Below are 22,300 nucleotides of genomic sequence, written 5' to 3'. Positions count from 1 at the left end.
GCAGGATCTGGCGGGCCATGGGGGCGCGTTTCACCCCGATTCTGCCGAAAAATTGCGGTTGCGTTTGCAACCGTTGGCATCGCAGCGGCCGGGGCAAAACCTGAAACCGCGTTCATCCTGTCGGCTTTGCCGGTTTTGGTTGTGGCCCCCGATCAGGCATGATTGGGGAGATAACCGCATTCGGGGGCATGACGCCATGAAACGTTCCAGGACCACCGCGCTGCTGCTGATGAGCGCCGCGCCGCTGCTGTTCACCGCCTGCCAGAAGGACGACACCGTCCAGGTGCAGGAAGGGCTGTACACCTCGGTGCAGGCCTGTACCGAGGCCACCGGCGACCCGTCCAGCTGCCGCACCGCGTTCGCCAAGGCGCAGCAGCAGTCGGCCGATGCCGCCCCCAAGTACGCCTCGCGCGCGGCCTGCGAGGCCGATTACAACGCCGAACAGTGCGTGGAACAGAAGACCTCCACCGGGCACTCGTTCATCGGCCCGATGATGATGGGCTTCTTCATGTCGCAGATGCTCAGCAACCGCGGCGGCGCCATGGCCCAGGCCCCGGCCGCCAGCCCGGCTTACCAGGACAAGGCCAAGGGCTGGGCGCGCCCGGCCCCGGGTGGCAGCGGCGGCTTGAACACCGCCAGCGGCATCGGCGCCGGCAAGGCCGGCCTGGCCCCGGTCAACGCGACCCCCAACCGCGCCGTTACTGCCAGCCGCGGTGGCTTCGGCAGCACCAGCAGCGGCCGCAGCAGCGTCGGCGGCTGATCGATGCAGCGCGTGCGTATCGCCGAGCGCAGCCAATGGCGCGCCCGGGCCGAGGAATCCGGCTTCCGCTTCCACACCATCGACGGCCTGCCGTACTGGGATGAGACCGCGTACTACGCCTTCACCCTGCGCCAGATCGAACAGGATATCGAAGACCCCAGCGCCGAGCTGCATGCGATGGCGATGGACCTGGTCGAGGAGGTGGTGGGCAGCCAGCAGCTGATGGACCAGCTGGCGATCCCGCCGCCGTTCCGCGACTGGATCGCCGACAGCTGGCGCCGTGGCGAGCCGCACCTGTATGGCCGCCTGGACTTTGCCTACGATGGCACGGGCCCGGCCAAGCTCTACGAGCTCAATTACGACACGCCCACGTCGCTGTTCGAGGCGTCGTTCTTCCAGTGGCAGTGGCTGGAAGACCAGCGCAACCAGAACCGCCTGCCGCCTCACGCCGACCAGTTCAACGCGATCCACGAAGCGCTGGTGGACCGCTTTGCACAGCTGTCCGCGCAGTTGCCGCCGCCGCTGTACTTCAGCGCGGTGGGCAGCTCGGAGGAAGACCAGGGCACGGTGGCCTACCTGCGCGATTGCGCGGCCCAGGCCGGCCTGCGGGGCGAGGCGATCGCGATCGAGGACATCGGGTTGTCCGAAGACGGTCGCTTCACCGCGATGGATGACACCGTCATTGGCAGCCTGTTCAAGCTGTACCCGCTGGAAGACCTGATGACCGAGTCGTTCGGCCAGGCCTTGCCCGGTTCGGGCGTGCAGCTGTTGGAACCGGCGTGGAAAGCGATTCTCAGCAACAAGGGCGTGCTGCCGTTGTTGTGGCAGCGCCACCGCGGCCACCCCAACCTACTGCCGGCCGAGTTCGACGATGGCAGCGCGCTCCCGCGTGGTTGGGTGCGCAAGCCGTTGTTCTCGCGCGAAGGCGCCAACGTGGCCATGCACCTGGCCGATGGCAGCTGGCAGGAAAGCGAAGGCCCATACACCGGTCCAGCGATCCGCCAGGCCGCGCACCCGCTCACCGCGTTCGACGGCGGCTACCCGCTGGTGGGCAGCTGGGTGGTGGGCGACCAGGCCTGCGGCATGGGCATTCGCGAAGACAACGGCCGCATCACACGCGACAGTGCGCGCTTCGTGCCGCACGCGATCATCGACGAAGCGCCCACCCGCATTTACGTGTGATGGCGATCCAGCGCGACCGCAGTCTGCGTCCCGGGCCGTTGGCCGGGCGACATCTGGATGACGGACATGCCCTGTGGCGCTACGCGGACCGCATCGCGGTGCGCTGCCATCGCTGCGATTTGCCGGGCTGGGTCACGCGGCAGGACCAATCGAGGCGCTTCCGTTGCCTGGGGTGCGCCATGGCGCTCGACGGGGGCTGCGGCTGCAGTCGCTGCGGCCCGGGCGACTGGGTGGGGCCGATGCTCTACAGCGGCTACCGACCCTGCGGCCACTGCGGGTACAAATGGGTGGGCGTGGAGATCCGTCGCCCGCGCCCAACGCCGACGTTGACCACGTCTACCGCGGCGTGCCGGCAATGCGGTCGCGACAGCGAAGTGGAGGTCACCGCGCGGCCACTGGGCAGCGCTGAGTCCAACGACCCGCATTTTGGCATGCCGCTGCTGCTGGTCGAGAAGACCGCAGCCGGCGTGCTTTGGGCGTACAACGCAGCGCACCTTCAGGCGCTGCACGACTATGCCGCCGCACCGCTGCGCGAACGCGCCGGCATGTCCAACGGCTCCATGTTCTCCCGTCTGCCGCGCTGGATGAAGCTGGCGCGCAACCGCGTGCTGCTGCAGAAGGCCACCACCCGTTTGATGGCCAAGGCCCGGTAGGTACGGACCGTTGGTCGGTACATGCTTGCGCGCCGACGCACCGTGCGCCACGACCAACGGTCGTGGCCTACCCGGTTGCGGTGGTGCTGGCGCCGGATCGATGGTTCACAAGGTAGGTACCGACCGTTGGTCGGTACGCGTGGGTTACAGCAACCCGTCGCGTTTCACCGCCAGATACCGTTCCACCAGCGCGCCGGGCAGCGCATCGGCGGTGACGTCCAGCACCATCACCCGGTGGCTGCGCAGGGCTTCATGCGCTTCGTTGCGCTGCTGCAGGTAGCGCGCGATCGCGCCGGCCTGGGTGGCGTCCTGCAGGGTTTCCACCGGCTGCTCCAGCGCCGTGTCCAGCTCGCGCTCGCGCAGGCTGGCCACGCACACCAGGTGCTGGCGCTGCAGCAGGCGCACTGCCGCCAGCAGGTCTTCGATGTCTTCATCGCGCACATTGGTGACCAGCATCACCAGCGAGCGGCGGCGCTGGCGCAGCGACAGTTCGGTGGCCGCGGCCAGGTAATCGGTGGCCACCGGGCGCGCCTGCAGGTCGTAGCTGGCGCGCAGCAGTGCGTCGATCGCGCCCATGCCGCGCTGCGGAGCCACCCAGCGGCTGTCGCCACCGCTGGCGAACAGGCCCACGCCGTCGCCCTGGCGCAACGCCAGGTAGGACACCACCAGCGCGGCGTTGAGCACATGGTCGAAGTGCGACAGCCCGCCTTCGCTGGCCATCATGCGCCGGCCGGTATCGATCATCAGCAGCAGCTGCTGGTTCTTTTCGTCCTGGTACTCGCGCGAAATCAGCTTGCGCGCGCGCGAGGTGGCCTTCCAGTCGATCTGGCGCAGGCTGTCGCCGACCCGGTACTCGCGCATCTGGTGGAAGTCGGTGCCTTCGCCACGGCGCCGCTTGAGATGCGCGCCGACCAGCCGCGAGGCCTGTTCGGCGCTGAACAGCGCAAACCGGGTCAGCGGCGCGAAGTTGGGATACACCCGTACCGTCAGTGCCGGTGGCAGCAGCCGGCGCTGGCGCCACAGCCGCCACGGCGCGTGCACGCGCAGGTGCACGCCGTCGAAGGCGAAGCGCCCGCGCGCGGTGGGGGTGAGCGTGTACTGGACGCTGCTGGCCACCATCGGCTTGAGCGTGAGCGTACGTGGCAAGCCCTGCAGCGCCCACTCACCGGGCACCAGGTCGAACAGTTCCACCCGCTGGCGCAGGCTGGATTCCACCCGCAGCGTGGCCTGGCGTTCGACATTCAGGGCCAGTGCTTCGGGCAGCTCGCGCTGGATGCTGGGCGAGGGCTGCCGCCACAGGCGCAGCAGGTCGACCAGCGCCAGCAGCGCGATGGCCGCGCCGGCGCCATACCAGACCACCTGCGGCCACCGCCCGAACGCCACCGGCAGCCCGAGCACCGCCCAGCCCACCAGCAGCGTCAGCAGCAGCGGGGCAGGCCTCATCGCAGCGGCCGGCAATGGTGGCGGCAGCGGTACGGGCTCATTTGCGCGGCGCTTCCACCTTGGCCAGCAGCGCGGTCAGCGCATCGTCGGCCGACTGGCCTTCGATCTGCAGCTCCGGGGCCAGCGCGATGCGGTGACGCAACGCCGGTTTGGCGATGTCGCGCACATCATCGGGGGTGACGAAATCGCGCCCGGCCAGCACCGCCTGCGCGCGCGCGGCACGCACCAGCGCGATGCTGCCGCGCGGGCCGGCGCCCAGCGCGATGCCCGGCCACTGGCGGGTGGCGGCGACGATGCGCACGGCATAGTCGATCACCTGCGGGTCGACGGTGATCGCCGCGGTGGCCTGCTGCAGCGCCACCACCTCGGCGGCGGTCAGCACGCGCGGCACCTGGGACAGGTCGAAGTCGGCCGCGCTGCGCCCGGTGGTGATCGCATCGACCATGCGCTTTTCGTCTTCCAGCTGCGGGTAGTCGATCAGCACCTTGAGCAGGAAGCGGTCCAGCTGCGCTTCGGGCAACGGGTAGGTGCCCTCCTGCTCGACCGGGTTCTGCGTGGCCAGCGCCAGGAACGGCGGGGTCAGCGCGAACGACTTGCCCTCGATGGTGACCTGGCCCTCCTGCATCACTTCCAGCAGCGCGGACTGGGTCTTGGCCGGGGCGCGGTTGATTTCGTCGGCCAGCAGCAGGTTGGTGAACACCGGGCCGCGGCGGATCTTGAAGCTTTCCGATTTGGGGTCGTACACCGCGTGGCCGCTGACATCGCTGGGCATCAGGTCGGGGGTGAACTGCACGCGCCCGTAGTCCAGCTCCAGCGCCTGCGCCAGTGCGCGTACCAGCAGGGTCTTGCCCAGCCCGGGCACGCCTTCGATCAGCACATGGCCGCCGGCCAGCAGCGCGATCAGGATCTGGTCGAGTACTTCGGGCTGGCCGATGAAGGCACGGCCCACCGCCTCGCGCACGGCATCCACGCGCGCGGCCAGGGTCGGTCCGGCGGCGGCCGGCGACGGTTCGGGAGGAGACAGCGGCGGCGGAACGGTCGGCTCGGTCATAGCAGGTTTCTCATCTGGATCAGCAGGCGGATGCGCTCGCGCAGGCCGGCCACGTCTTGCGAGGCCGGTGCGTGCAACGCGGTCTGGACGCGGGCATGGGGCCAGTGCAGCAAGGTGGCGATGGCGTGCACCTGGGCGTCGCCGCCGAGTGCGGCGGCGGCCGGCGCGCGGCGCCGCAGCCGGCCGAGGAAGGCGCGGCGCACCGCGTCGTACAGCAGCGGCGTCTTGCCATAGCGCAGCAGGTGTTCGCCGCTGGCGCGCACATGCTCCAGCAGCGAACGGCGTTCGATCGCCGGCGACGGCAACAGGCTGCCCATGCGCTGCGCGCGCAGCCACAACCAGCCCAGCAGGGCCAGCAACAGCGGCACCCACACCGGCCAGCCCTGGAAGAACAGGCGCTGCCACAGCGACGGCGGGCGCGAGGCGTACACCAGCCACATCGTGCCCTGGCCGTAGCGCGGCGCCAGCAGGTAGCGGGTCAGGTCGCGGTGGGCCTTGTCGTGCAGGCCGTCGATATTCCTGCCCGCCTTGCCGGCGGACGCCTCGGCCGGCGCAGGGCGGCCCTGGCCCTTCATGAATTCCATGTCGGCCAGCACATCGATGCTGCCCCGGCCGTGGGCCAGCCGGGCGAACACCAGGCCGTCCTCGTCATCGCCCCAGCGGTGCGCCACGCGCATGCCCGCCGGCGGCGCCAGGGCGAAGCGGCGGCCCAGGCAGAACTCGATATGGTGCGGATCATCGGCCACATGGAACGGTTGGCAGCTGCTGTCATGCCCGCGGGCATCCACGCCCAAGGCGTCCAGCAGCGGGCCGTTGCTGTCCAGGTCGGCCGGGGCGAGCGGTGGCGTGCGCACCAGCAGGTGGCCGCCGCGCGCCACCCAGGCCAGCAGTGCCCGGGCGCTGGACGGTGGCAGGTCGGCGCTGTCCTGCAGCAGCACCAGGGTGTCGTGCGGCTGCAGCGGCATCGTGGCCAGGTCCAGGCGCGGCTGCGACTGCACGCTGATGCCGTCGGCCCGCAGTGCCTGGCCGAGTACGTACAACGGGTTGTAGCTGGCTTCGCCGCGTGGGGCCAGCTGCTCGATCTCGTCGACCCGTTCGTGGGTGCGCAGGAACACGATCGCGGCCGGCACGCCGACCAGCAGCAACACCGTCCCGAGCAGCAGCCAGCGCAGGCGGGTACTCATGCGCGCCACCGGAACTGTTGCAGCAGGGTACCGGCCAGGGTGTCGAAGGCTTCGCTGGAGGGCAGCTGGCCGGCGTAGGCCGCGTATTGCCAGACCTGCACGATGCGCGCGAACAGGTCACGGTCGGCCGGGTCGGGCATGCGCCGCGACGCGCGCAGGCACTGCGCCTCGGTGGCGCCGGGCGGCAGGCTGATCTGCGCACGCTCGCTCATCGAGTCCACGCTGGCGCGGTACAGCAGCGCCAGTGCCTGGCGCGGGCGACCCTGTTGCCACAGCGTGCGCGCCTGCGCGGCCGGATCGGGCGGCACCACCTCGGGCAGCACGATCGCTTCTTCGACCACCGCAGCCGCCACCGCGCTGCGGCGGCCGCCGGAACCGCGCAACCAACGCAGCCAGCGCGGTGCGGTAACCAGCAGCAATACCAGCAGTATCCCTACCAGCCCCCACAACATCCACTCGGCGATCTGTGCCGGCAACAGCGGGCCCTTGGCACGGCTGCGGGCGCCGCGGGCGTTGGCGGCGTCCTGTTTTTCCTTTTCCTTGCGCAGCGCTTCGTCCAGCGTGCGCTGCCAGCGGCTCACCTTGCGGGTCGGGCTCTGCAGCGGGTCTTCGTAGGCGCGCTGCACCGCCTGGCGGAAGCCGGCGGTGTCCGCGCCGCGGTCGGCGAAGATCACCGCGGGGGTGTTGGCCGGATCGTTGCGGTGGTCCAGCGGTACCTCGTCTTCGCCGGCTTCATCGTCGGCTGCGTCATCCTTGCCCAGCAGAGCATCCAGCTCCGAAGCGGCCTGCGCGCCGGTGGTGTGCGGCGCGGCCTCCTGCGCGTGCAGCGTGCCGCCGGGCCAGCCCAGCACCAGCACCAGTGCCAGCAGCGGCGCGGCCTGCTGCAGGCGGGTCGCCAGGCGCCGGAACGCGATCTCCACGTCCCAGGCTTCCATTTCGGTGCGGCGGTTGAGGTACAGGCCGAAACCGGCCCCGGTGTAGAACGGCCCGATCAGGCTGGCGGCCAGCCAGAACGCCAGGTTCAGGCCCAGCAGCGCCCAGGCCGGGGTGTCTTCGCGGACCATGTCCAGTGCCGCGCGCCAGGAGTCGGACAGCAGTTCGAACGGCACGAACATGAACACCGCCGCGATGCCGCCGGCCACCAGTACCAGTTCGAACACCATGCATACCGTGGTCAGCAACAGCGCATGGAAGAAGGCGTCGCTGGCGATCGCACGGCGGCGGGCGCCCTGTTGCGCGGGCGGGTTGCCTTCCAGCAGGTTGGCCGGCAGCAGCAGCGTGCGCAGCGGGCTGAAACGGCGCCAGCCCAGGTAGCCCCAGAAGCCGCTGCCGCCCCAATGCCGCTGCGCGCGCAGGGTCTGCAGTGTGCCGGGGGTATCGCCGAACACGCCGCGCGAAAGCACATACAGCGTGATCCGGTCGAACACCGGCTTGAGCCACCACATCAGCAGCCAGGCCAGGCCGAACGCATCGGCCCACCAGGCCAGCGCATTGACCAGCGCAAACAGCGGCAGGCCCAGCAGCAGGCACGGTGCCCAGATCGCCCGCGCATGCCGGCGCACCAGCGCGGTGCCCAGTTCCATCGCCTCCCAGCCGCTGCGCGCGCGCAGCACCACGTCCAGCTGCTCAATGCGCATGGCCGGCTCCGCGTCCGCCACGCCACAGCCAGCCCAGCACCAGCGTCCACAACACCACCGCCACGCCGTACTTGCCCCAGGCCGGTACCTGCGCGATGGACGACCAGAAGGCTTCGATGAAGGCGGCTACGAGCAGCATCGCCGCCACGCCCAGGCACAGCCGCGCGCCGATCATCCCGCCCTCGACCATCGCATCGACCCGCCGCCGCCGGCCGGGTGCCAGCAGCTTCATGCCCAGCTGCAGGCCGGCGCCGCCGGCGATCACGATCGCGGTCAGCTCGAACGCGCCGTGGCCGACCACGAAGCGCCAGAACGGATCGCCATGGCCGATGTGCTGCAGGTGGCCGGCCACCGCCCCGATGGTCAGGCCGTTGAACAGCAGCACCAGTACCGTGCCGACCCCGGCCAGCAGGCCGCTGGCGAAAGTGCGCAGACCGATGCTGATGTTGTTCATGATGTAGTGGCCGAACATCATCCAGTCGGTGCCGCTGTCGCGCCCCAGGTGTGGCGAGGCCGGGTCGTACATGCGTTCGAACTCGGCGATCTGGCCGTTGTCCATCAGCAGGTGGATCAGCTGCGGGTGCCATTGGAGCAGCGCGAAACTGCCCACCAGCGGCACCACGAACAAGGCGGTGGCCACCCACATGCTGCGCGCCTGGCTGCGTACCAGCTGCGGGAAATCGGCGAACAGGAATTCCAGCGCACGCCGCCAGCGTGGCGCGGGAGTGCGGTACAGCAGGCTGTGGCCCTGCTGCATCAGCGCCTGCAGGCGGGCCACCAGCTGCGGGCTGTAGCCGCGCTTGCGCGCCAGCGCCAGCTGCTGGCACAGCCGCCGGTAGTGCTGCGGGATGTCCTCGTCGTTGAGCGTGTCGGCATTGGCGTGCTGGCGGGCGCGCCGCGCGCTGTCGCCGCGCAGCGCCAGCCACTGTTCCAGTGCCTGCCATTCGCCCTGGTAACGGATGACGAACTGTTCCTGTCTCATCGCCGTCCCAGCAGCCAGTTGGCGATCGCGTACAGGCGCAGCACGCCGACCTGGCCGGCGCCGCCGCTGAGCGGGGCGACCAGCGCGGCCAGCTCCTGCTGGCGGGGACCGGACAGCCGCGGCGCGCGCTCGGCAAAGGCGACCACAGCCGCTTGTTCGGCCGGCTGCAGCGGTTGCGGCGGGGCCAGTACGGTATCGATGGCCAGTAGGGACACCACCGGGCGCGGGCTGTCGTGGATCACCACGGTACCGGCCACCAGGTCGCCCAGGCGGCGCCCGTGCGCGTCGAACAGGCTCGACAGCAGCCCCAGCGCATAGGCGAACGGCAGCATGTCCACGGTGCGCAGCAGGTTGCGGGTGACCGCGGCCATCCAGCCGATCGGCGCGCCATCGCGCGACACCACCCGCAGGCCCAGCGCGCGCTTGCCCAGGGTGCGGCCCCAGCAGGCTTCCTGCACGATGGTGTAGGCCCACATCAGCAGGAACATCAGCGCCAGATACAGGCCCTGGCCGAAGTCGCCGAGAAAGGCCAGCGGAATGCTGAGCACGATCAGCGCGCCCAGCCGCACCCCGAAGTCGATCGCCCAGGCCAGCGCACGCGGCACCGGGCCGGCAGCCGGCAGGTGCAGCGGCACGCCTTCGGGCGTGATCACTTCACGGTAGGTATCCAGCATCGGTGCGCTCATGGGCGCACGCGGCGGGAAAGGGGGCGCCGGAATCCTCTCCGGTCGGCTGCCAACGGGGGCATGCGGTTCTCGACTGCTTCCTGGTCGGCTGTGGACTTTACCGTGCGGCCGCGTCGATGCCCAGCGGCAGGCGCCAGGTGGGGCGGGAACGACGCAGGCGACCGTGATCAGCCCAGGTATTGGTCCTTCAGCCGCACGTAGTGGTCGGCCGAGTAGTGCAGCGACTCGATTTCCTTGCTGCTCAGGTTGCGCACCCGGCGCGCCGGGTTGCCCACCCACAGCTCGCCTTCGCCGACCACCTTGCCCGGGCCGACCACCGCCCCGGCACCGACGAAGCCATGGGTCTCCACCCGCGCCCCGTCCAGGATGCAGGCGCCCATGCCGATCAGGCAGTAATCGCCGATGGTGCAGGCGTGGATGATGGTGCCATGGCCGACGGTGACCCCTTCGCCGATCAGGGTGGGGTAGCCGCCCATGTTGTAGGGGCTGTGGTGGCTGACATGGATGATGGTGCCGTCCTGGATATTGCTGCGCGCGCCGATCCGGACATGGTTGACGTCGCCGCGGATCACCGTGCCCGGCCACACCGACACGTCATCGCCCAGTTCCACCTCGCCGATCAGGGTGCAGGCCGGATCGATGTAGCAGCGTTGGCCCAGCACCGGGAGCTTGTCGAGGAAGGGGCGGATCGGGGACATGCTGCAGTTCCTGTGTTGGTAGTGCCGGCCGCTGGCCGGATCATCGTGGACCATGCCGCGCGATATCCACGCATGGCGTGGATCTACGCCGCATGATCGTAGATCCACGCCGTGCGTGGATGCGTTGATTCACGCGACGCGGCTTCGCCTTGCGCGTTCCAGGTGCACCAGCAGCAGCGAAATCGCCGCCGGGGTCATGCCGGGGATGCGCTGGGCCTGGCCGAGGGTCTGTGGGCGCACGCGTTCGAGTTTCTGTTGCACTTCGGCCGACAAACCGCGTACGGCGGCATAGTCGAAATCGGTGGCGATCGCGGTGTTCTCATGGCGCTGCTGGCGCTCGATCTCCTCGCGCTGGCGGCCCAGGTAGCCGGCGTACTTGACCCCGATCTCGACCTGTTCGGCAACCTTGGCATCGGCCACTGCCGGGCCCAGCGACGGCACCTGCATCAGCGTGGCGTAGTCCAGTTCGGGGCGCTTGATCAGGTCCAGCACCGTGGTTTCGCGGCTGACCGCCACGCCCAGGGCGGCTTCCACTTCGCGACCCAGTGCATTGCCCGGGGTGACCCACAGCGCGCCCAGCCGCGCCGATTCGCGCGCCACCGCCTCCTGCTTGGTCTGGAATGCGCGCCAGCGGCGCTCATCGACCAGGCCCAGTTCGCGGCCGATGCCGGTCAGGCGCACATCGGCGTTGTCCTCGCGCAGCTGCAACCGGTATTCGGCGCGGCTGGTGAACATGCGGTACGGCTCGGTGGTGCCGTGGGTGATCAGGTCGTCGACCAGCACGCCCAGGTAGGCCTCGTCGCGGCGCGGGCACCAGCCGCTTTCCCCGCGCACGTGGCGGGCCGCATTGATGCCGGCCAGCAGGCCCTGCGCGGCGGCTTCCTCATAGCCGGTGGTGCCGTTGATCTGGCCGGCGAAGAACAGCCCGGACACCGTCTTGGTCTGCAGCGTGTTGGCCAGCCCGCGCGGGTCGAAGTAGTCGTACTCGATCGCATAGCCGGGGCGGGTGATGTGCGCATTCTCGAAGCCGGCGATGCTGCGCACCAGGGCCAGCTGCACGTCGAACGGCAACGACGTGGAGATGCCGTTGGGATAGATTTCGACCACGTCCAGCCCTTCGGGCTCGACGAAGATCTGGTGGCTGGCCTTCTCGGCAAAACGCACCACCTTGTCCTCGATCGAGGGGCAGTAGCGCGGGCCGATGCCCTCGATCTGGCCGCTGTACAACGGCGAGCGGTGCAGCGCGCTGCGGATGATCTCGTGGGTGCGCTCGCTGGTGTGGGTGATCCAGCAACTGACCTGGGCCGGGTGCTCGGCCACGTCGCCGAGGAAGGACATCACCGGGCGCGGGTCGTCGCCGGGCTGCTCGTCCATCACCGTGTAGTCCAGCGAACGGCCGTCGATGCGCGGCGGGGTGCCGGTCTTCAGGCGGTCGATCACGAACGGGCGCTCGCGCAGGCGCGCGGCCAGGGTGGTGGCCGGCGGGTCGCCCATGCGCCCGGCGGCGTACTGGGTCTGGCCGACGTGGATCTTGCCGGCCAGGAAGGTGCCGGCAGTCAGCACCACGGACGGGGCATGGAAGCTCAGCCCGGTCTGGGTGACCGCCCCGCGCACGGCATCGCCGTCGATCAGCAGATCGTCCACCGCGGCCTGGAACACGGTCAGGTTCGGCTGGGCCTCGACGATCTGGCGGATCGCCATGCGGTACAGGTTGCGATCGGCCTGGCAGCGGGTGGCGCGCACGGCCGGGCCCTTGGAGGCGTTGAGGGTGCGCCACTGGATGCCGGCGCGGTCGGCGGCATGCGCCATGGCACCGCCGAGTGCGTCGATTTCCTTGACCAGGTGGCCCTTGCCGATGCCGCCAATGGCCGGATTGCAGCTCATCGCGCCGATGGTTTCCACGTTGTGGGTCAGCAGCAGGGTGCGCGCACCGCTGCGCGCGGCCGCCAGCGCGGCTTCGGTGCCGGCGTGGCCGCCGCCGATCACGATGACGTCGTAGCGGTAGAAGGAGTCGGTCATGGGGTGGGGCTCGGGCGGGCGGCAACGGCCCGGATCAGCCCTGGGGCAGGGCGCGGGTGGCGATTTTAACGCCAATCGCGCGGATCGACGAAAACAACCCTCAAGTTGGCACGTTTTCTGCAGATAACCCAATAGCACCCAGGATGGCAGGCGCCATGGCGCTACGGACCGGAATTGGAACAGGGGCTGGTCCATGCGCATCCCGGGGAAGCAGAAGGGCCGGCAGTCGGGGGACTGTCGGCCCTGTTTTTTTCCGCGCCGGTGGCCGCGGCCGGGCCAGCCAGGCCGGTGCCGGGCCCGATATGGCGCATGCCGGGCCCTGAACACGCCACCCGGAACAAGCCCGCCCAGAAACAAAAGGCCCCGCCATTGGCGGGGCCTTTTGCTTGAGAGGTGCCGACATCCGACAGGGCCGGAACAGGGGGGATCCAGATGTTCCTGTCGGATATCGACATAGAGCTGTTTGTGACGCCCCGTGTCGCTTTTGTCACTTTTCGACCGAGGCCGTCACTGCGCGCCTAGATTGAACCGCTCGGCACGTGAAAATCAAGATGGATCAGGGCTCAACTGTGCGCTGGTTCAAATTCCGCCATGGGGAACCGTTCATCCTGGGCTGCGATGGACGCGGTGCCTGGGCCGGGCGTGCCTGCGGCGGCGGCGACGGACGCTGCTGTGGCTGCGGGCGCGACCCGACCGAGTCCAGGTTCCGCCACGGCGAGCCGCCGTTGTAGGAAGGACGCGGGCGATCGGGCGGGCGCACGTTGCCGCCGTTGCCATTGCCCGGGCGCGGCGGCGGGCGGTGGTTGTGCGGCGGGCGGTGGTTTGGATACGGCCGGTAGTTCGGGTAGGGGCGATAGGCGGGATAGCCGTAGCCACCGCCACCGTAATAGCCACCGCCGTAGTAGCCGCTGCCGTAACCGTTGGGGTAGCCATAGGGGTAGCGGTATTCCACCGACGGTGCCCCGTGGTAGTAGCCGTTGCCGCCACCACCGCCGACGTAGTCGTAGGTGGCGCAGCCGGACAGGGCCAGCAGCAGGCCACCGGCGAAGATCAGGCGCATTTTCATGATGGGTCCCCCCAGAGGGTGTAGATGCAGCTTCAGCCCGGCGCATTGAATCGGCCCTTAACTACGCACCTTAACGGTGTCGGTGGGCGATACGCCATAGCGCGCGGGGCGGGTGCTGGCGCTGACGCCGCCCGGGACGAGGTTGTCGGCGCCTGGGTCCGCTGCGCGGTGCACGGGAAGCTTGCGCCGATCTGAATGGAGGATTGCCATGGCCGGGGCTTCCCCCCGATGGCAGGCGATGCGAGCGCGGGGCATACGTTAATCTTGCGTCATGAGCGATTCACCCTTGCCCTGTGTCGACGATCTGCTGGCCGCCGCTGCACGCATCGCCCCGTATGCCAGCGTGACCCCGGTGCTGGGTTCGCACGTGCTCGACGGGCTGGCGGGCGCTCGTCTGGCGTTCAAGGCCGAGCATCTGCAGCGCGGCGGGGCGTTCAAGTTCCGCGGCGCCTGCAATGCGGTGTGGGCGCTGGACGCGGCGCAGGCCGCGCGCGGGGTGGTCACCCATTCGTCCGGCAACCATGGCGCGGCGCTGGCGCTGGCGGCGCGCACCCGCGACATCGCCTGCCATGTGGTGGTGCCCGAGGGCGCAGTGGCGGCCAAGCTGGCCAACATCGTCCGCCATGGCGCGACCATGTGGCGCTGCGCGGCCGGGATCGCCGCGCGCGAGGCGATGTGCGCCCAGGTCCAGGCCGAAACCGGGGCGACCCTGGTGCACCCCTACGCCGATCGCCAGGTGATCGCCGGGCAGGGCACGGCCGCGCTGGAACTGCTGCACAGCCACGGCCCGTTCGACGTGATGGTGGTACCGGTGGGCGGGGGGGGCCTGGCGGCGGGGACGCGGCTGGCGCTGCAGGCGGTGGCCGCGCAGACCCGGCTGGTGCTGGCCGAGCCGGAGGGCGCGGCCGATACCGCGCGTTCGCTGGCCGCCGGCCAGCGCCGCATCGATTTCAGCCCCGACACGATCTGCGATGGCCTGCGCGGCACCCTGGGCGCGCCCAATTTCGCCCTGCTGCACCCGGCGGCCAGCGTGATCACCGTCACCGATGCGGACACCGTGGCGGCGATGCGGCTGATCTGGCAGGTGCTCAAGCAAGTGGTGGAGCCGTCTTCGGCGATCGCGCTGGCGGCGGTGCTGTCCGCGCCGGCGCGGTTTGCCGGGCAGCGGGTCGGGGTGGTGCTGTCCGGCGGCAACGTCGACCTGGACGCGCTGCCGTGGGCGGGCGCGTGAGCCGGCGGGCCGGGGTGGGCGTGCTGGGCTGGCTGTGGCGGCTGTGCATCGTGCTGGTGGCCTGGCTGCTGTGCGTGACCACCTGGATTGTGTGGGTGGGCGAGCGCGACCAGGCGGCCAAGGCCGATGCGATCATCGTGCTGGGTGCCGCCGCCTACGATGCCAAGCCCTCGCCGGTGTTCGAAGAGCGCATCCGCCACGGCCTGGACCTGTACCAGCAGGGCTATGCGCCGCTGCTGATCTTCACCGGCGGCTATGGCGGCAGCGGCGCGCGCTTCGCCGAATCGCAGGTGGCGCGCCGCTATGCGCTCAAGCAGGGCGTGCCGGATGAGGCGATCCTGATCGAGACCGCCTCACGCACCACCCGGCAGAACCTGATCGAAGCGCGCCGGTTGATGCAGCAACGCAAGCTGCACCGGGTGATCATCGTCAGCGATCCGCTGCATATGGCGCGCGCGCTGCGCCTGGCGCGCGAGCTGGGCATCGATGCGCTGGCGTCCTCGACGCCGAGCACGCGTTTCCGCAGCTTCCATACCAGCTGGCGGTTCCTGGTGCAGGAAATCTACTTCTTCCACCGCGACCTGTTCCCGGCGTAGACCCGGCCGGCTGCACGCCAAGCCCCATCCACGCAATGGCCCACGGTAGCCGGCGCATTACGTGTAGCGCCGCCGGATCGGAATCGCCGAGACCGGTACGCTGGCCACATCGTGGCCGTGTTCGCGGATAGGCGCGCCGGCCTCCGGTGCCCATGCATGCGCATAGATCACTTCCCAGCTGCTGGGCAGCTTGCCGTCGGCGCGGCGCAGCGGCTCGTAGGCGGCGCGCGCGGCGTCGAAACGGCCGCGCCCGGTCAGCGTATGGCGGCGGTCGTGGCGGGCGTTGGTGGCGCCGATGGCCTGCAGTTCGCGCATCAGCGCGGTCAGGTCGGGGTAGGTCAGGGTGAACAGGTCGCGGTCCAGCACCGGGTCGCGGAAACCGGACATCATCAGCGCATCGCCGAACTGCGCGATCGGCGCAAAGCGGCTGACGTGCGGCACCGTGTCGGCCTGGGCGAAGGCCTCGCGCAGTTCGATCAGCGTTTCCGGCCCGAACGTGGAGCACACCAGCAGCCCGCCGGGCTTGAGTGCGCGGCGGAAACCGGCGAACACCGCCGGCAGGTCTTCCACCCATTGCAGGCACAGATTGCTGAAGATCACATCCACGCTCTGGTCCAGCAGCGGCAGGGCCTGCGCATCGCCGCACACGCGCGCGAACGGCTTCCACCAGCCGGCCTGCCTGCGGGCCTGGTGCAGCATCGGCTCGGCCAGGTCCAGCGCGATCACCTGCGCCTTGGGCCAGCGCTTCTTCATCGCCGCACTGGCGTGGCCGGTGCCGCTGCCGATATCCAGCACCACCTGCGGTTGGCGGTTTTCCAGGTAATCCAGCGATTCCAGCAGGCGCTTTTCCACTTCGCGCTGCAGCGCGGCGGCGGCGTCGTAGCTGCTGGCGGCGCGCGAGAACGCACGGCGGACATGGTGGGGATCGAAACTGGCGGTCATGGGGTACTCGATGCGGACGCGGTGTTGCGTGGGGTCAGAAGGTGCCCGGGTAGGCGCCGCCGTCGATCAGCAGGTTCTGCCCGGTGATGTAGCCGGCCTGGGCGCTGCACAGGAACGCGCAGGCGGCGCCGAATTCATCGGCGGTACCGAAGCGGCCGGCGGGAATGTGGGTACGCTTGCGCTCGGCGACCTGGCCGGCGTCGATGCCCTGCTGCTGCGCCAGGTAGGCGAAGTTGCCACGCAGGCGGTCGGTGTCGAACTGGCCGGGCAGCAGGTTGTTGAGGGTGACGTTGTGGGCCACGGTCTTGCGGGCCAGGCCGGCGACGAAGCCGGTCAATCCCGAGCGGGCGCCGTTGGACAGCCCGAGGATGTCGATCGGTGCCTTCACCGAGGAGGAGGTGATGTTGACGATGCGGCCGAAGCCGCGTTCGATCATGCCGTCCAGGGTCGCCTTGATCAGTTCGATCGGGGCCAGCATGTTGGCGTCCAGCGCGGCGATCCAGTCCTCGCGGCTGAACTGGCGGAAATCGCCGGCCGGTGGGCCGCCGGCGTTGTTGACCAGGATGTCCACCTGCGGGCAGGCAGCCAGGGCCGCCTGACGGCCGGCGTCGGTGGTGATGTCGGCGGCCACCCCGACCACGCTGTGCGCACCGGGCAGTGCCCGTAGTTCCAGCACGGCGCGCTCAAGCGCGTCTTCGCCGCGTGCGGCCACCACCACGTTGACGCCCTCGCGCACCAGTGCCCGCGCGCAGCCCAGGCCCAATCCCTTGCTGGCGGCGCAGACCAGGGCCCAGCGTCCGGTGATTCCAAGATCCATGGCTCAGCTCCGTGGTGAATGGCAGGCGTACATGATCGGTGATGCGTGCGGCCAATGGCTCAGGGCAACGCGGCAACAAAGTGTTGCAGCAGGGCGGCGACCTGGTCGGCATGGCCGAGGAACGGCGCATGGCCGCCCTGCGCGATGACCTGCACCTGCGCGCCCGGCGCCAGCGCTGCGGCGGCCTGCATCGCATGCGCCGACACCAGCCGGTCGCGCTGCCCGGCCAGCCACAGGCTGGGCTTGCCCAGCCCGGGCAGGGCGCCGCGCAGGTCGGCGGTTTCCAGCAGGCGCAAGCCTTCGTGCAGCGCACGTGGGGCCGGCTCGCCGCGGGCGATGAGCATCCCGCGCAGCGTGCGCAGTTCCTGCCGGGCGTGCTCGGAGCCGATCGCATCCAGGGCCAGGAAGCGTTCCAGGGTGCCGCGGTAGTCCCGGGCCAGGTCCTGGCCGAACTGTTGGAACACCGCCGGCTCGACCGCATGCGGCCAGTGGTCGCCGCGCACGAAGCGCGGGGTGGCGGCGATCATCGCCAGTGCGCGCACCTGCGGCAGCGTCGCGGCGGCATGCAGGGCGAACAGCCCGCCCAGCGACCAGCCGCACCACACTGCCGGCGGGGTGGCCGCGGCGATCGCGTTGACCACGTGCGGCAACCGCAACGGGGTGGTGTCGTCGCCGCTGGCGCCATGCCCGGGCAGATCGACCAGGTGCAGCTGGTACTGCGCCGACAGGCGTTCGACCAGGGGCGCAAATACCCCGCCGTGCAGCGCCCAGCCATGGATCAGGACCAGCGCCGGGCCCTGGCCGACCACCTCGATATGCAGGCTCACCGCGACCGGCTCACGCGCTCAGGGCATCCAGCGACTGCTGGCGCAGCACGGTGTCGCGCGCATGGGCGATCGCTTCGGTCAGCGACCGCACCTGGGCCGGGGTATGCAGTGCCGACAGGGTCACGCGCAGCCGCGCCTTGCCTTCGGGCACGGTCGGCGGGCGGATCGCGCCGACCAGGAAGCCGGACGCTTCCAGTGCGGCCGACAGCGCCATCGCCGTGGTTTCGGCGCCGCACAGCAGCGGTTGGATCGGGGTATCGGAGGGCATCAGCTCCAAGCCGTGCTGGCGTGCACCGGCGCGGAACACACCGACCAGCTCGGCCAGCTTCTGCCGGCGCCAGTCATCGCGGCGGGCCAGCTTCACCGCAGCCAGCGACGCGGCGGCCTGGGCCGGTGGCAGCGCGGTGGTGTAGATATACGGGCGCGCGGTTTCGGCCAGGTGCCCGATCAACGCGTCATCGCCGAGCACCACCGCGCCGGCGCCGCCCAGCGCCTTGCCCAGCGTGGCCAGCTGCAGCGGCACATCGGCCACCCCCAACCCGGCCTCGGCGACGCAGCCACGGCCGTGCTGGCCGACCACGCCGATGCCATGCGCGTCGTCCACGTACAGCAGCGCGGCCTGCATGCGCGCCACCAGCGACAGCGAACGCAGCGGGGCGATGTCGCCATCCATGCTGAAGACCCCGTCGGTGGCCAGCATCGCCGCGCCATTGGCGGCGTGCTTGAGCTGGCGCAGCGCGCCTTCGCTGTCCAGGTGCGGGTAGCGGCGCAGCCGGCAGCCGGCCAGGCGCGAGGCATCCAGCAGGCTGGCGTGGTTGAGCCGGTCCTGCACGCAGACATCGTCTTCTTCGCTCAACAGCGCCTGCTGCACCGCCAGGTTGGCGGCGAAACCGCTGCCGAACAGCAGTGCACGCGGGTAGCCCAGCCAGTCGGCCATTTCCCGCTCGAGGGCGTCGTGCACGGCGTGGTGGCCACAGACCAGGTGCGAGCCGGTGGCGCCGGTGCCTTCGCGGGCGGCGGCGTCCTGCAGCGCGCTGACCACCCCGAACTGCTGCGACAGGCCCAGGTAGTCATTGCTGCAGAACCCGGTCAGCCACTGGCCATTGATCTCCAGCTGCACGCCATCGCGACGGGTCACGGTGCGGCGCACGCGGATGCGGCCCTGCGCCTCGCTGAGCTTGCGCTGTGCCTGGATGCGGTCGTGCAGGTCGGGGCGGGCCATGGTGGTCGGCTGGCATGGATGGGCGGCTAGCGTACCCGGTTGCCGGGCGCGGCGCTGCCTGGCCGGGGCCGGCACCGGGCCGGCCTCAGGCGGCGCGCCCATCGGCCTGGCCGGCGCTGCCCTGGGCCCGGGTGATGTCGGCATGGACCGTGCCCGGGTGGTCGTGGTGCGCGGCGTCCACCGTCACCGTCATCGGGCGCAGGCCCAGCCGGTCGAACAGGGCCAGGTCGCGCGCGGTGTCCGGGTTGCCGGTGGTCAGCAGTTTTTCCCCGTAGAAGATCGAGTTGGCCCCGGCCAGGAAACACAGCGCCTGCAGCTCGTCGCTCATCGCTTCGCGCCCGGCCGACAGCCGCACCATCGCCGCGGGCATGACGATCCGGGCCACGGCGATCATCCGCACGAACTCGAACGGGTCCAGTTCGGCGGTACCGTGCAGCGGGGTGCCGGCCACCTGCACCAGCCGGTTGATCGGCACCGAGTCGGGGTGGGTGGGCAGGTTGGCCAGCGCCTGCAGCAGCCCGGCGCGGTGGTCGCGGGTTTCGCCCATGCCGACGATGCCGCCGCAGCAGGTCTTCAGCCCGGCGTCGCGGACATGGCCCAGCGTGTCCAGGCGGTCCTGGTACTGGCGGGTATGGATGATCGAGTCGTAGAAGTCCGGCGCGGTGTCTAGGTTGTGGTTGTAGTAGTCCAGCCCGGCCTGGCGCAGCGCCACGGCCTGGTCGCCGCTGAGCATGCCCAGAGTGGCGCAGGTTTCCAGCCCCAGTGCCTTCACCTGGCTGATCATCGCCGCCACCTTGGGGATGTCGCGCGGTTTGGGCGAGCGCCAGGCCGCACCCATGCAGAACCGCGACGCGCCCGCCGCCTTGGCCTGGCGGGCCCTGGCGACCACCTCCTCGGTGCCCATCAGCTTCTGTGCGTCCACCCCGGTGGCGTAACGCTGGGCCTGCGGGCAATAGGCGCAATCTTCGGGGCAACCGCCGGTCTTCACCGAGAGCAGGGTGGACACCTGTACTTCGGCGGGATCGAAGTGGGCGCGGTGCACGCTGGCGGCGCGGTGCAGCAGCTCCGGGAGCGGCAGCGCAAGCAGGGCCAGCAGTTCGTCGCGGTGCCAGTCGTGGCGGATGACCGAAGCCATGAGGGTGTCCTGACAGGGGCGAAAGGGCGGCAGTCTGGTCAGGCAGGCACTTTCTGTCAACCAAGCTATAAATTTTAAGGTTTACAGTGGATGTCGGTACAAGAATGGAAAATGTCGAATAAAAATTACATATCGACCCAAAGGGATGGATTAATCCATCATCCCATTCTGTCCGGCATCTGAAGCCAAACCACTGGAACATGATGGATTGAATTGACATTACGGCCGCATGTGATGTTTTAATGCAGCATGGCAAAGCGCACTCCTCCAACCAGACCCGGTCACGCCAGGCGCATCGCCGGGCTTGGCCTGCGGCTGCGCACGGCCCGGCTCGCCCGCGGCATGAGCCAGGCCAATCTGGCCGAGCGCGTCGGGGTGGACCGCACCACCATCGGCAAGCTCGAAGCGGGCGATGCGGGCACCAGCCTGTCCACGGTGTTGCGGGTGTTGGCCGCGCTGGGCCTGGAGCAGGACATCGACAGGATCGCCGCCGACGATATGGTGGGTCGCCAACTGGCGGCCAACCGCCTGCGCCGTCCGGCGCCGCGCCGCAAGCCGGGCGGGTACGCCGTGGCCGAAGCGCAGCCGGGAAGCAGCCTGCACGATGGCGCCGACCGTGATCGGGCCGGCCGCAGCGGCGTCCACGAACCGCAGGCCACCGATGCGGGCGCGGCAGCGGACCGGCAGGGCGATGCGCAGGTCGACCGCCCCGGCCTGGCCGAGGCCGGGCACGACCGCTACCGCCTGGTGTCCAGCCAGCGCCCGCCCCGGATCGATCCCACGCCGGGCGTTGTGCGGCGTCCGCCACGTCTTCCCAAAGGGCGCTGAACATGGCCGCCCAGGCGCAGATCGACCGGGAGGTGTGGCTGGATGCGCCGCAGCTATGCCCGCCGGTGCAGGTGGGCTGGATCAGCCGGTTGCCGGGAAGGGCCGGCGACAGCGTCGGCTTTGCCTATACCGACCTGTGGCTGGACGGGGCGATGGGTATTGCACCGTTCGCGCTCGATCCGAGCCTGCCGCTGCTCGACGGCCTTCAGTTCGCTCCCGGCAGCGCCGGTGAGGTGACCGCCGCCTTCCAGGATTGCTCCCCCGATCGATGGGGACGGTTGCTGATGGACCGCCGTGAGGCGGCGCGGGCAAACCGCACCGGTACTGCGCGCAAGGCGTTGCGTGCCTGGGACTATCTGATGGGCGTCGATGATGCTTCCAGGATGGGCGCGCTCAGGCTGCGCGATCCGGCCTCGCTGGCCTGGGTGGAGTCGGGCAATCCGGCCGCACCGCCGATCACCGATCTGCGCAGGCTGGAAAGCCTCGCCGAAAAACTGGAGTCCGGTGCCAGGTTGAGCCAGGACGAAGAGACCCGCTGGCTGGCCCAGCTGGTCGCCCCGGGCGCATCGCTGGGCGGGGCCCGGCCCAAGGCAGGCTACCGTCACCCGGACGGTTCGCTATGGCTGGCCAAATTCCCCGGGCGCGAAGACCGGCACGATGTCGGCCTGTGGGAATACATCACCGCCACGCTGGCCGTCGATGCCGGCATCCATATGCCCAGGGCAGCGCTGCTCAATCTGTCCGCGCGTGGGCATACCTTCGCCGTGGAGCGTTTCGACCGCAGTGCAGGCACGCGGCTGCACTATGCCTCGGCCTTTACCCTGCTCGACGCCGGGCAGAGCGAAGGACACAGCTACCTGGACCTGGTCCAGGTGATCGAAGACGACGGTGTGCCCGGGCGGATCGGCGCCGACCTGGAACAGTTGTTCCGGCGCGTGCTGTTCAACGTGCTGGTGGGCAACCGCGACGATCATCTGCGCAATCACGGCTTCCTGCGCATGCACGGCGGCTGGGCACTGTCGCCGGCATTCGACGTGAACCCCAACACCGCCAGCGATGCGCATGTGCTGGCGCTGGATGCTGCCGACCCGACCCCGTCCTCGGCTCACGTGATGGCCACTGCGGCGTTCTACCAGCTCGCCCCGGCCCGGGTCGCGGCGATCGAGGTGGAGGTTCGTCGCGCCGTGGGGACGTGGCAGGCGGTGGCGCGTTCGCAGGGGGCCAAGCGGCCGGAGATCGAGTTGATGGAAACGGTGATCGACCCACGGCGGTGAACACCATTGGCGGCTTGTCTGCCGCTGCATGCCGGCCCCGGCTGATGCAAGGACGCGGCTTGTACCG

General features: G+C 69.9%; 21 protein-coding genes. 7 read left to right on the top strand and 14 right to left on the bottom strand.

Features of this window, described 5'->3' with window-relative positions; all coding sequences use genetic code 11:
* The first annotated feature begins 196 nt into the window (after positions 1–196).
* From AC3ITM_RS18240 to AC3ITM_RS18230, 3 genes are read left to right on the top strand one after another with little or no spacing between them, the layout of a single operon-like run.
* Complete coding sequence (locus tag AC3ITM_RS18240; protein WP_489267062.1) at positions 197–760, top strand: DUF1190 domain-containing protein; 564 nt, start codon at positions 197–199, stop codon at positions 758–760.
* 3 nt (positions 761–763) lie between these two features.
* Positions 764–1,942 carry a glutathionylspermidine synthase family protein gene (locus AC3ITM_RS18235; protein ID WP_489267060.1) on the top strand — a complete coding sequence of 393 codons (1,179 nt, stop codon included), beginning with the start codon at positions 764–766 and terminating at the stop codon, positions 1,940–1,942.
* Positions 1,942–2,595, top strand: a complete 654-nt coding sequence (locus tag AC3ITM_RS18230) for a hypothetical protein (RefSeq protein ID WP_489267058.1) — start codon at positions 1,942–1,944, stop codon at positions 2,593–2,595. Before AC3ITM_RS18235 ends, AC3ITM_RS18230 begins: the two co-directional genes overlap by 1 nt.
* Positions 2,596–2,739: 144 nt before the next feature.
* On the opposite strand, the gene AC3ITM_RS18225 is transcribed toward AC3ITM_RS18230, so the two are convergent.
* From AC3ITM_RS18225 to AC3ITM_RS18185, 9 genes are all read right to left on the bottom strand, one after another.
* Positions 2,740–4,038, bottom strand: a complete 1,299-nt coding sequence (locus tag AC3ITM_RS18225; protein WP_489267056.1) for a DUF58 domain-containing protein — start codon at positions 4,036–4,038, stop codon at positions 2,740–2,742.
* 37 nt (positions 4,039–4,075) lie between these two features.
* Positions 4,076–5,089, bottom strand: coding sequence for an AAA family ATPase (locus tag AC3ITM_RS18220; protein ID WP_228886091.1), 1,014 nt, complete (start codon positions 5,087–5,089; stop codon positions 4,076–4,078).
* A complete protein-coding gene (locus AC3ITM_RS18215; RefSeq protein WP_489267054.1) occupies positions 5,086–6,273 on the bottom strand; it encodes a DUF4350 domain-containing protein in 1,188 nt (395 codons plus the stop codon). The genes AC3ITM_RS18220 and AC3ITM_RS18215 overlap by 4 nt, the downstream gene beginning before the upstream one ends.
* A complete protein-coding gene (locus AC3ITM_RS18210) occupies positions 6,270–7,910 on the bottom strand; it encodes a DUF4129 domain-containing protein (protein WP_489267052.1) in 1,641 nt (546 codons plus the stop codon). The genes AC3ITM_RS18215 and AC3ITM_RS18210 overlap by 4 nt, the downstream gene beginning before the upstream one ends.
* Positions 7,900–8,892, bottom strand: coding sequence for a stage II sporulation protein M (locus AC3ITM_RS18205; protein ID WP_489267050.1), 993 nt, complete (start codon positions 8,890–8,892; stop codon positions 7,900–7,902). Before AC3ITM_RS18205 ends, AC3ITM_RS18210 begins: the two co-directional genes overlap by 11 nt.
* Positions 8,889–9,578, bottom strand: coding sequence for an RDD family protein (locus tag AC3ITM_RS18200; protein WP_489267049.1), 690 nt, complete (start codon positions 9,576–9,578; stop codon positions 8,889–8,891). The genes AC3ITM_RS18205 and AC3ITM_RS18200 overlap by 4 nt, the downstream gene beginning before the upstream one ends.
* Before the next feature lie 167 nt (positions 9,579–9,745).
* Positions 9,746–10,276, bottom strand: coding sequence for a gamma carbonic anhydrase family protein (locus tag AC3ITM_RS18195; RefSeq protein WP_489267047.1), 531 nt, complete (start codon positions 10,274–10,276; stop codon positions 9,746–9,748).
* Positions 10,277–10,405: 129 nt separating this feature from the next.
* On the bottom strand, positions 10,406–12,295 hold the full coding sequence (gene mnmG, locus AC3ITM_RS18190; protein ID WP_489267046.1) for a tRNA uridine-5-carboxymethylaminomethyl(34) synthesis enzyme MnmG: 1,890 nt from the start codon (positions 12,293–12,295) through the stop codon (positions 10,406–10,408).
* Between the two features lie 556 nt (positions 12,296–12,851).
* Positions 12,852–13,361 carry a hypothetical protein gene (locus tag AC3ITM_RS18185; protein WP_489267045.1) on the bottom strand — a complete coding sequence of 170 codons (510 nt, stop codon included), beginning with the start codon at positions 13,359–13,361 and terminating at the stop codon, positions 12,852–12,854.
* Positions 13,362–13,632: 271 nt separating this feature from the next.
* Between AC3ITM_RS18185 and AC3ITM_RS18180 the strand changes: the two genes are divergently transcribed.
* Both AC3ITM_RS18180 and AC3ITM_RS18175 read left to right on the top strand, forming a co-directional pair.
* Positions 13,633–14,592 (top strand): pyridoxal-phosphate dependent enzyme, encoded by a 960-nt coding sequence (locus tag AC3ITM_RS18180; RefSeq protein WP_489267043.1) that lies wholly within the window; start codon positions 13,633–13,635, stop codon positions 14,590–14,592.
* On the top strand, positions 14,577–15,188 hold the full coding sequence (locus AC3ITM_RS18175) for a YdcF family protein (protein WP_489267041.1): 612 nt from the start codon (positions 14,577–14,579) through the stop codon (positions 15,186–15,188). Before AC3ITM_RS18180 ends, AC3ITM_RS18175 begins: the two co-directional genes overlap by 16 nt.
* A gap of 57 nt (positions 15,189–15,245) precedes the next feature.
* Here AC3ITM_RS18175 and bioC read toward each other — a convergent pair whose 3' ends face one another.
* From bioC to bioB, 5 genes are all read right to left on the bottom strand, one after another.
* On the bottom strand, positions 15,246–16,130 hold the full coding sequence (gene bioC, locus AC3ITM_RS18170; RefSeq protein ID WP_489267039.1) for a malonyl-ACP O-methyltransferase BioC: 885 nt from the start codon (positions 16,128–16,130) through the stop codon (positions 15,246–15,248).
* A 34-nt stretch (positions 16,131–16,164) separates the two neighbouring features.
* Complete coding sequence (locus AC3ITM_RS18165; protein ID WP_489267037.1) at positions 16,165–16,947, bottom strand: SDR family oxidoreductase; 783 nt, start codon at positions 16,945–16,947, stop codon at positions 16,165–16,167.
* A gap of 59 nt (positions 16,948–17,006) precedes the next feature.
* The gene (gene bioH / locus AC3ITM_RS18160) at positions 17,007–17,768 is read right to left on the bottom strand and encodes a pimeloyl-ACP methyl ester esterase BioH (RefSeq protein ID WP_489270136.1); all 762 of its coding nucleotides are present in this window, start codon (positions 17,766–17,768) and stop codon (positions 17,007–17,009) included.
* 16 nt (positions 17,769–17,784) lie between these two features.
* Positions 17,785–18,996 carry an 8-amino-7-oxononanoate synthase gene (gene bioF / locus AC3ITM_RS18155; RefSeq protein ID WP_489267036.1) on the bottom strand — a complete coding sequence of 404 codons (1,212 nt, stop codon included), beginning with the start codon at positions 18,994–18,996 and terminating at the stop codon, positions 17,785–17,787.
* Positions 18,997–19,081: 85 nt separating this feature from the next.
* Positions 19,082–20,131: a biotin synthase BioB gene (gene bioB, locus AC3ITM_RS18150; protein ID WP_489267035.1), complete on the bottom strand. Its 1,050-nt coding sequence runs from the start codon at positions 20,129–20,131 to the stop codon at positions 19,082–19,084.
* A gap of 249 nt (positions 20,132–20,380) precedes the next feature.
* Between bioB and AC3ITM_RS18145 the strand changes: the two genes are divergently transcribed.
* Positions 20,381–20,959, top strand: a complete 579-nt coding sequence (locus tag AC3ITM_RS18145) for a helix-turn-helix transcriptional regulator (protein ID WP_489267033.1) — start codon at positions 20,381–20,383, stop codon at positions 20,957–20,959.
* A gap of 2 nt (positions 20,960–20,961) precedes the next feature.
* Positions 20,962–22,233 (top strand): type II toxin-antitoxin system HipA family toxin, encoded by a 1,272-nt coding sequence (locus AC3ITM_RS18140; protein WP_489267032.1) that lies wholly within the window; start codon positions 20,962–20,964, stop codon positions 22,231–22,233.
* Positions 22,234–22,300 lie beyond the last annotated feature (67 nt).

This window comes from Stenotrophomonas sp. KH_029 (assembly GCF_057839765.1).
Note: the sequence above shows the minus strand (reverse complement) of the source record. Positions and strands in the feature narration are given on the sequence as shown.

Coding starts and splice junctions, on each gene's coding strand:
- AC3ITM_RS18225 (WP_489267056.1), bottom strand. CDS start 4,038: ATGAGGCCTGCCCCGCTGCTGCTGACGCTGCTGGTGGGCTGGGCGGTG.
- bioC (WP_489267039.1), bottom strand. CDS start 16,130: ATGACCGCCAGTTTCGATCCCCACCATGTCCGCCGTGCGTTCTCGCGC.
- AC3ITM_RS18140 (WP_489267032.1), top strand. CDS start 20,962: ATGGCCGCCCAGGCGCAGATCGACCGGGAGGTGTGGCTGGATGCGCCG.
- AC3ITM_RS18205 (WP_489267050.1), bottom strand. CDS start 8,892: ATGAGACAGGAACAGTTCGTCATCCGTTACCAGGGCGAATGGCAGGCA.
- AC3ITM_RS18200 (WP_489267049.1), bottom strand. CDS start 9,578: ATGAGCGCACCGATGCTGGATACCTACCGTGAAGTGATCACGCCCGAA.
- AC3ITM_RS18220 (WP_228886091.1), bottom strand. CDS start 5,089: ATGACCGAGCCGACCGTTCCGCCGCCGCTGTCTCCTCCCGAACCGTCG.
- AC3ITM_RS18240 (WP_489267062.1), top strand. CDS start 197: ATGAAACGTTCCAGGACCACCGCGCTGCTGCTGATGAGCGCCGCGCCG.
- AC3ITM_RS18165 (WP_489267037.1), bottom strand. CDS start 16,947: ATGGATCTTGGAATCACCGGACGCTGGGCCCTGGTCTGCGCCGCCAGC.
- AC3ITM_RS18230 (WP_489267058.1), top strand. CDS start 1,942: ATGGCGATCCAGCGCGACCGCAGTCTGCGTCCCGGGCCGTTGGCCGGG.
- bioB (WP_489267035.1), bottom strand. CDS start 20,131: ATGGCTTCGGTCATCCGCCACGACTGGCACCGCGACGAACTGCTGGCC.
- bioF (WP_489267036.1), bottom strand. CDS start 18,996: ATGGCCCGCCCCGACCTGCACGACCGCATCCAGGCACAGCGCAAGCTC.
- AC3ITM_RS18215 (WP_489267054.1), bottom strand. CDS start 6,273: ATGAGTACCCGCCTGCGCTGGCTGCTGCTCGGGACGGTGTTGCTGCTG.
- AC3ITM_RS18210 (WP_489267052.1), bottom strand. CDS start 7,910: ATGCGCATTGAGCAGCTGGACGTGGTGCTGCGCGCGCGCAGCGGCTGG.
- AC3ITM_RS18235 (WP_489267060.1), top strand. CDS start 764: ATGCAGCGCGTGCGTATCGCCGAGCGCAGCCAATGGCGCGCCCGGGCC.
- AC3ITM_RS18185 (WP_489267045.1), bottom strand. CDS start 13,361: ATGAAAATGCGCCTGATCTTCGCCGGTGGCCTGCTGCTGGCCCTGTCC.
- AC3ITM_RS18180 (WP_489267043.1), top strand. CDS start 13,633: ATGAGCGATTCACCCTTGCCCTGTGTCGACGATCTGCTGGCCGCCGCT.
- AC3ITM_RS18195 (WP_489267047.1), bottom strand. CDS start 10,276: ATGTCCCCGATCCGCCCCTTCCTCGACAAGCTCCCGGTGCTGGGCCAA.
- mnmG (WP_489267046.1), bottom strand. CDS start 12,295: ATGACCGACTCCTTCTACCGCTACGACGTCATCGTGATCGGCGGCGGC.
- AC3ITM_RS18145 (WP_489267033.1), top strand. CDS start 20,381: ATGGCAAAGCGCACTCCTCCAACCAGACCCGGTCACGCCAGGCGCATC.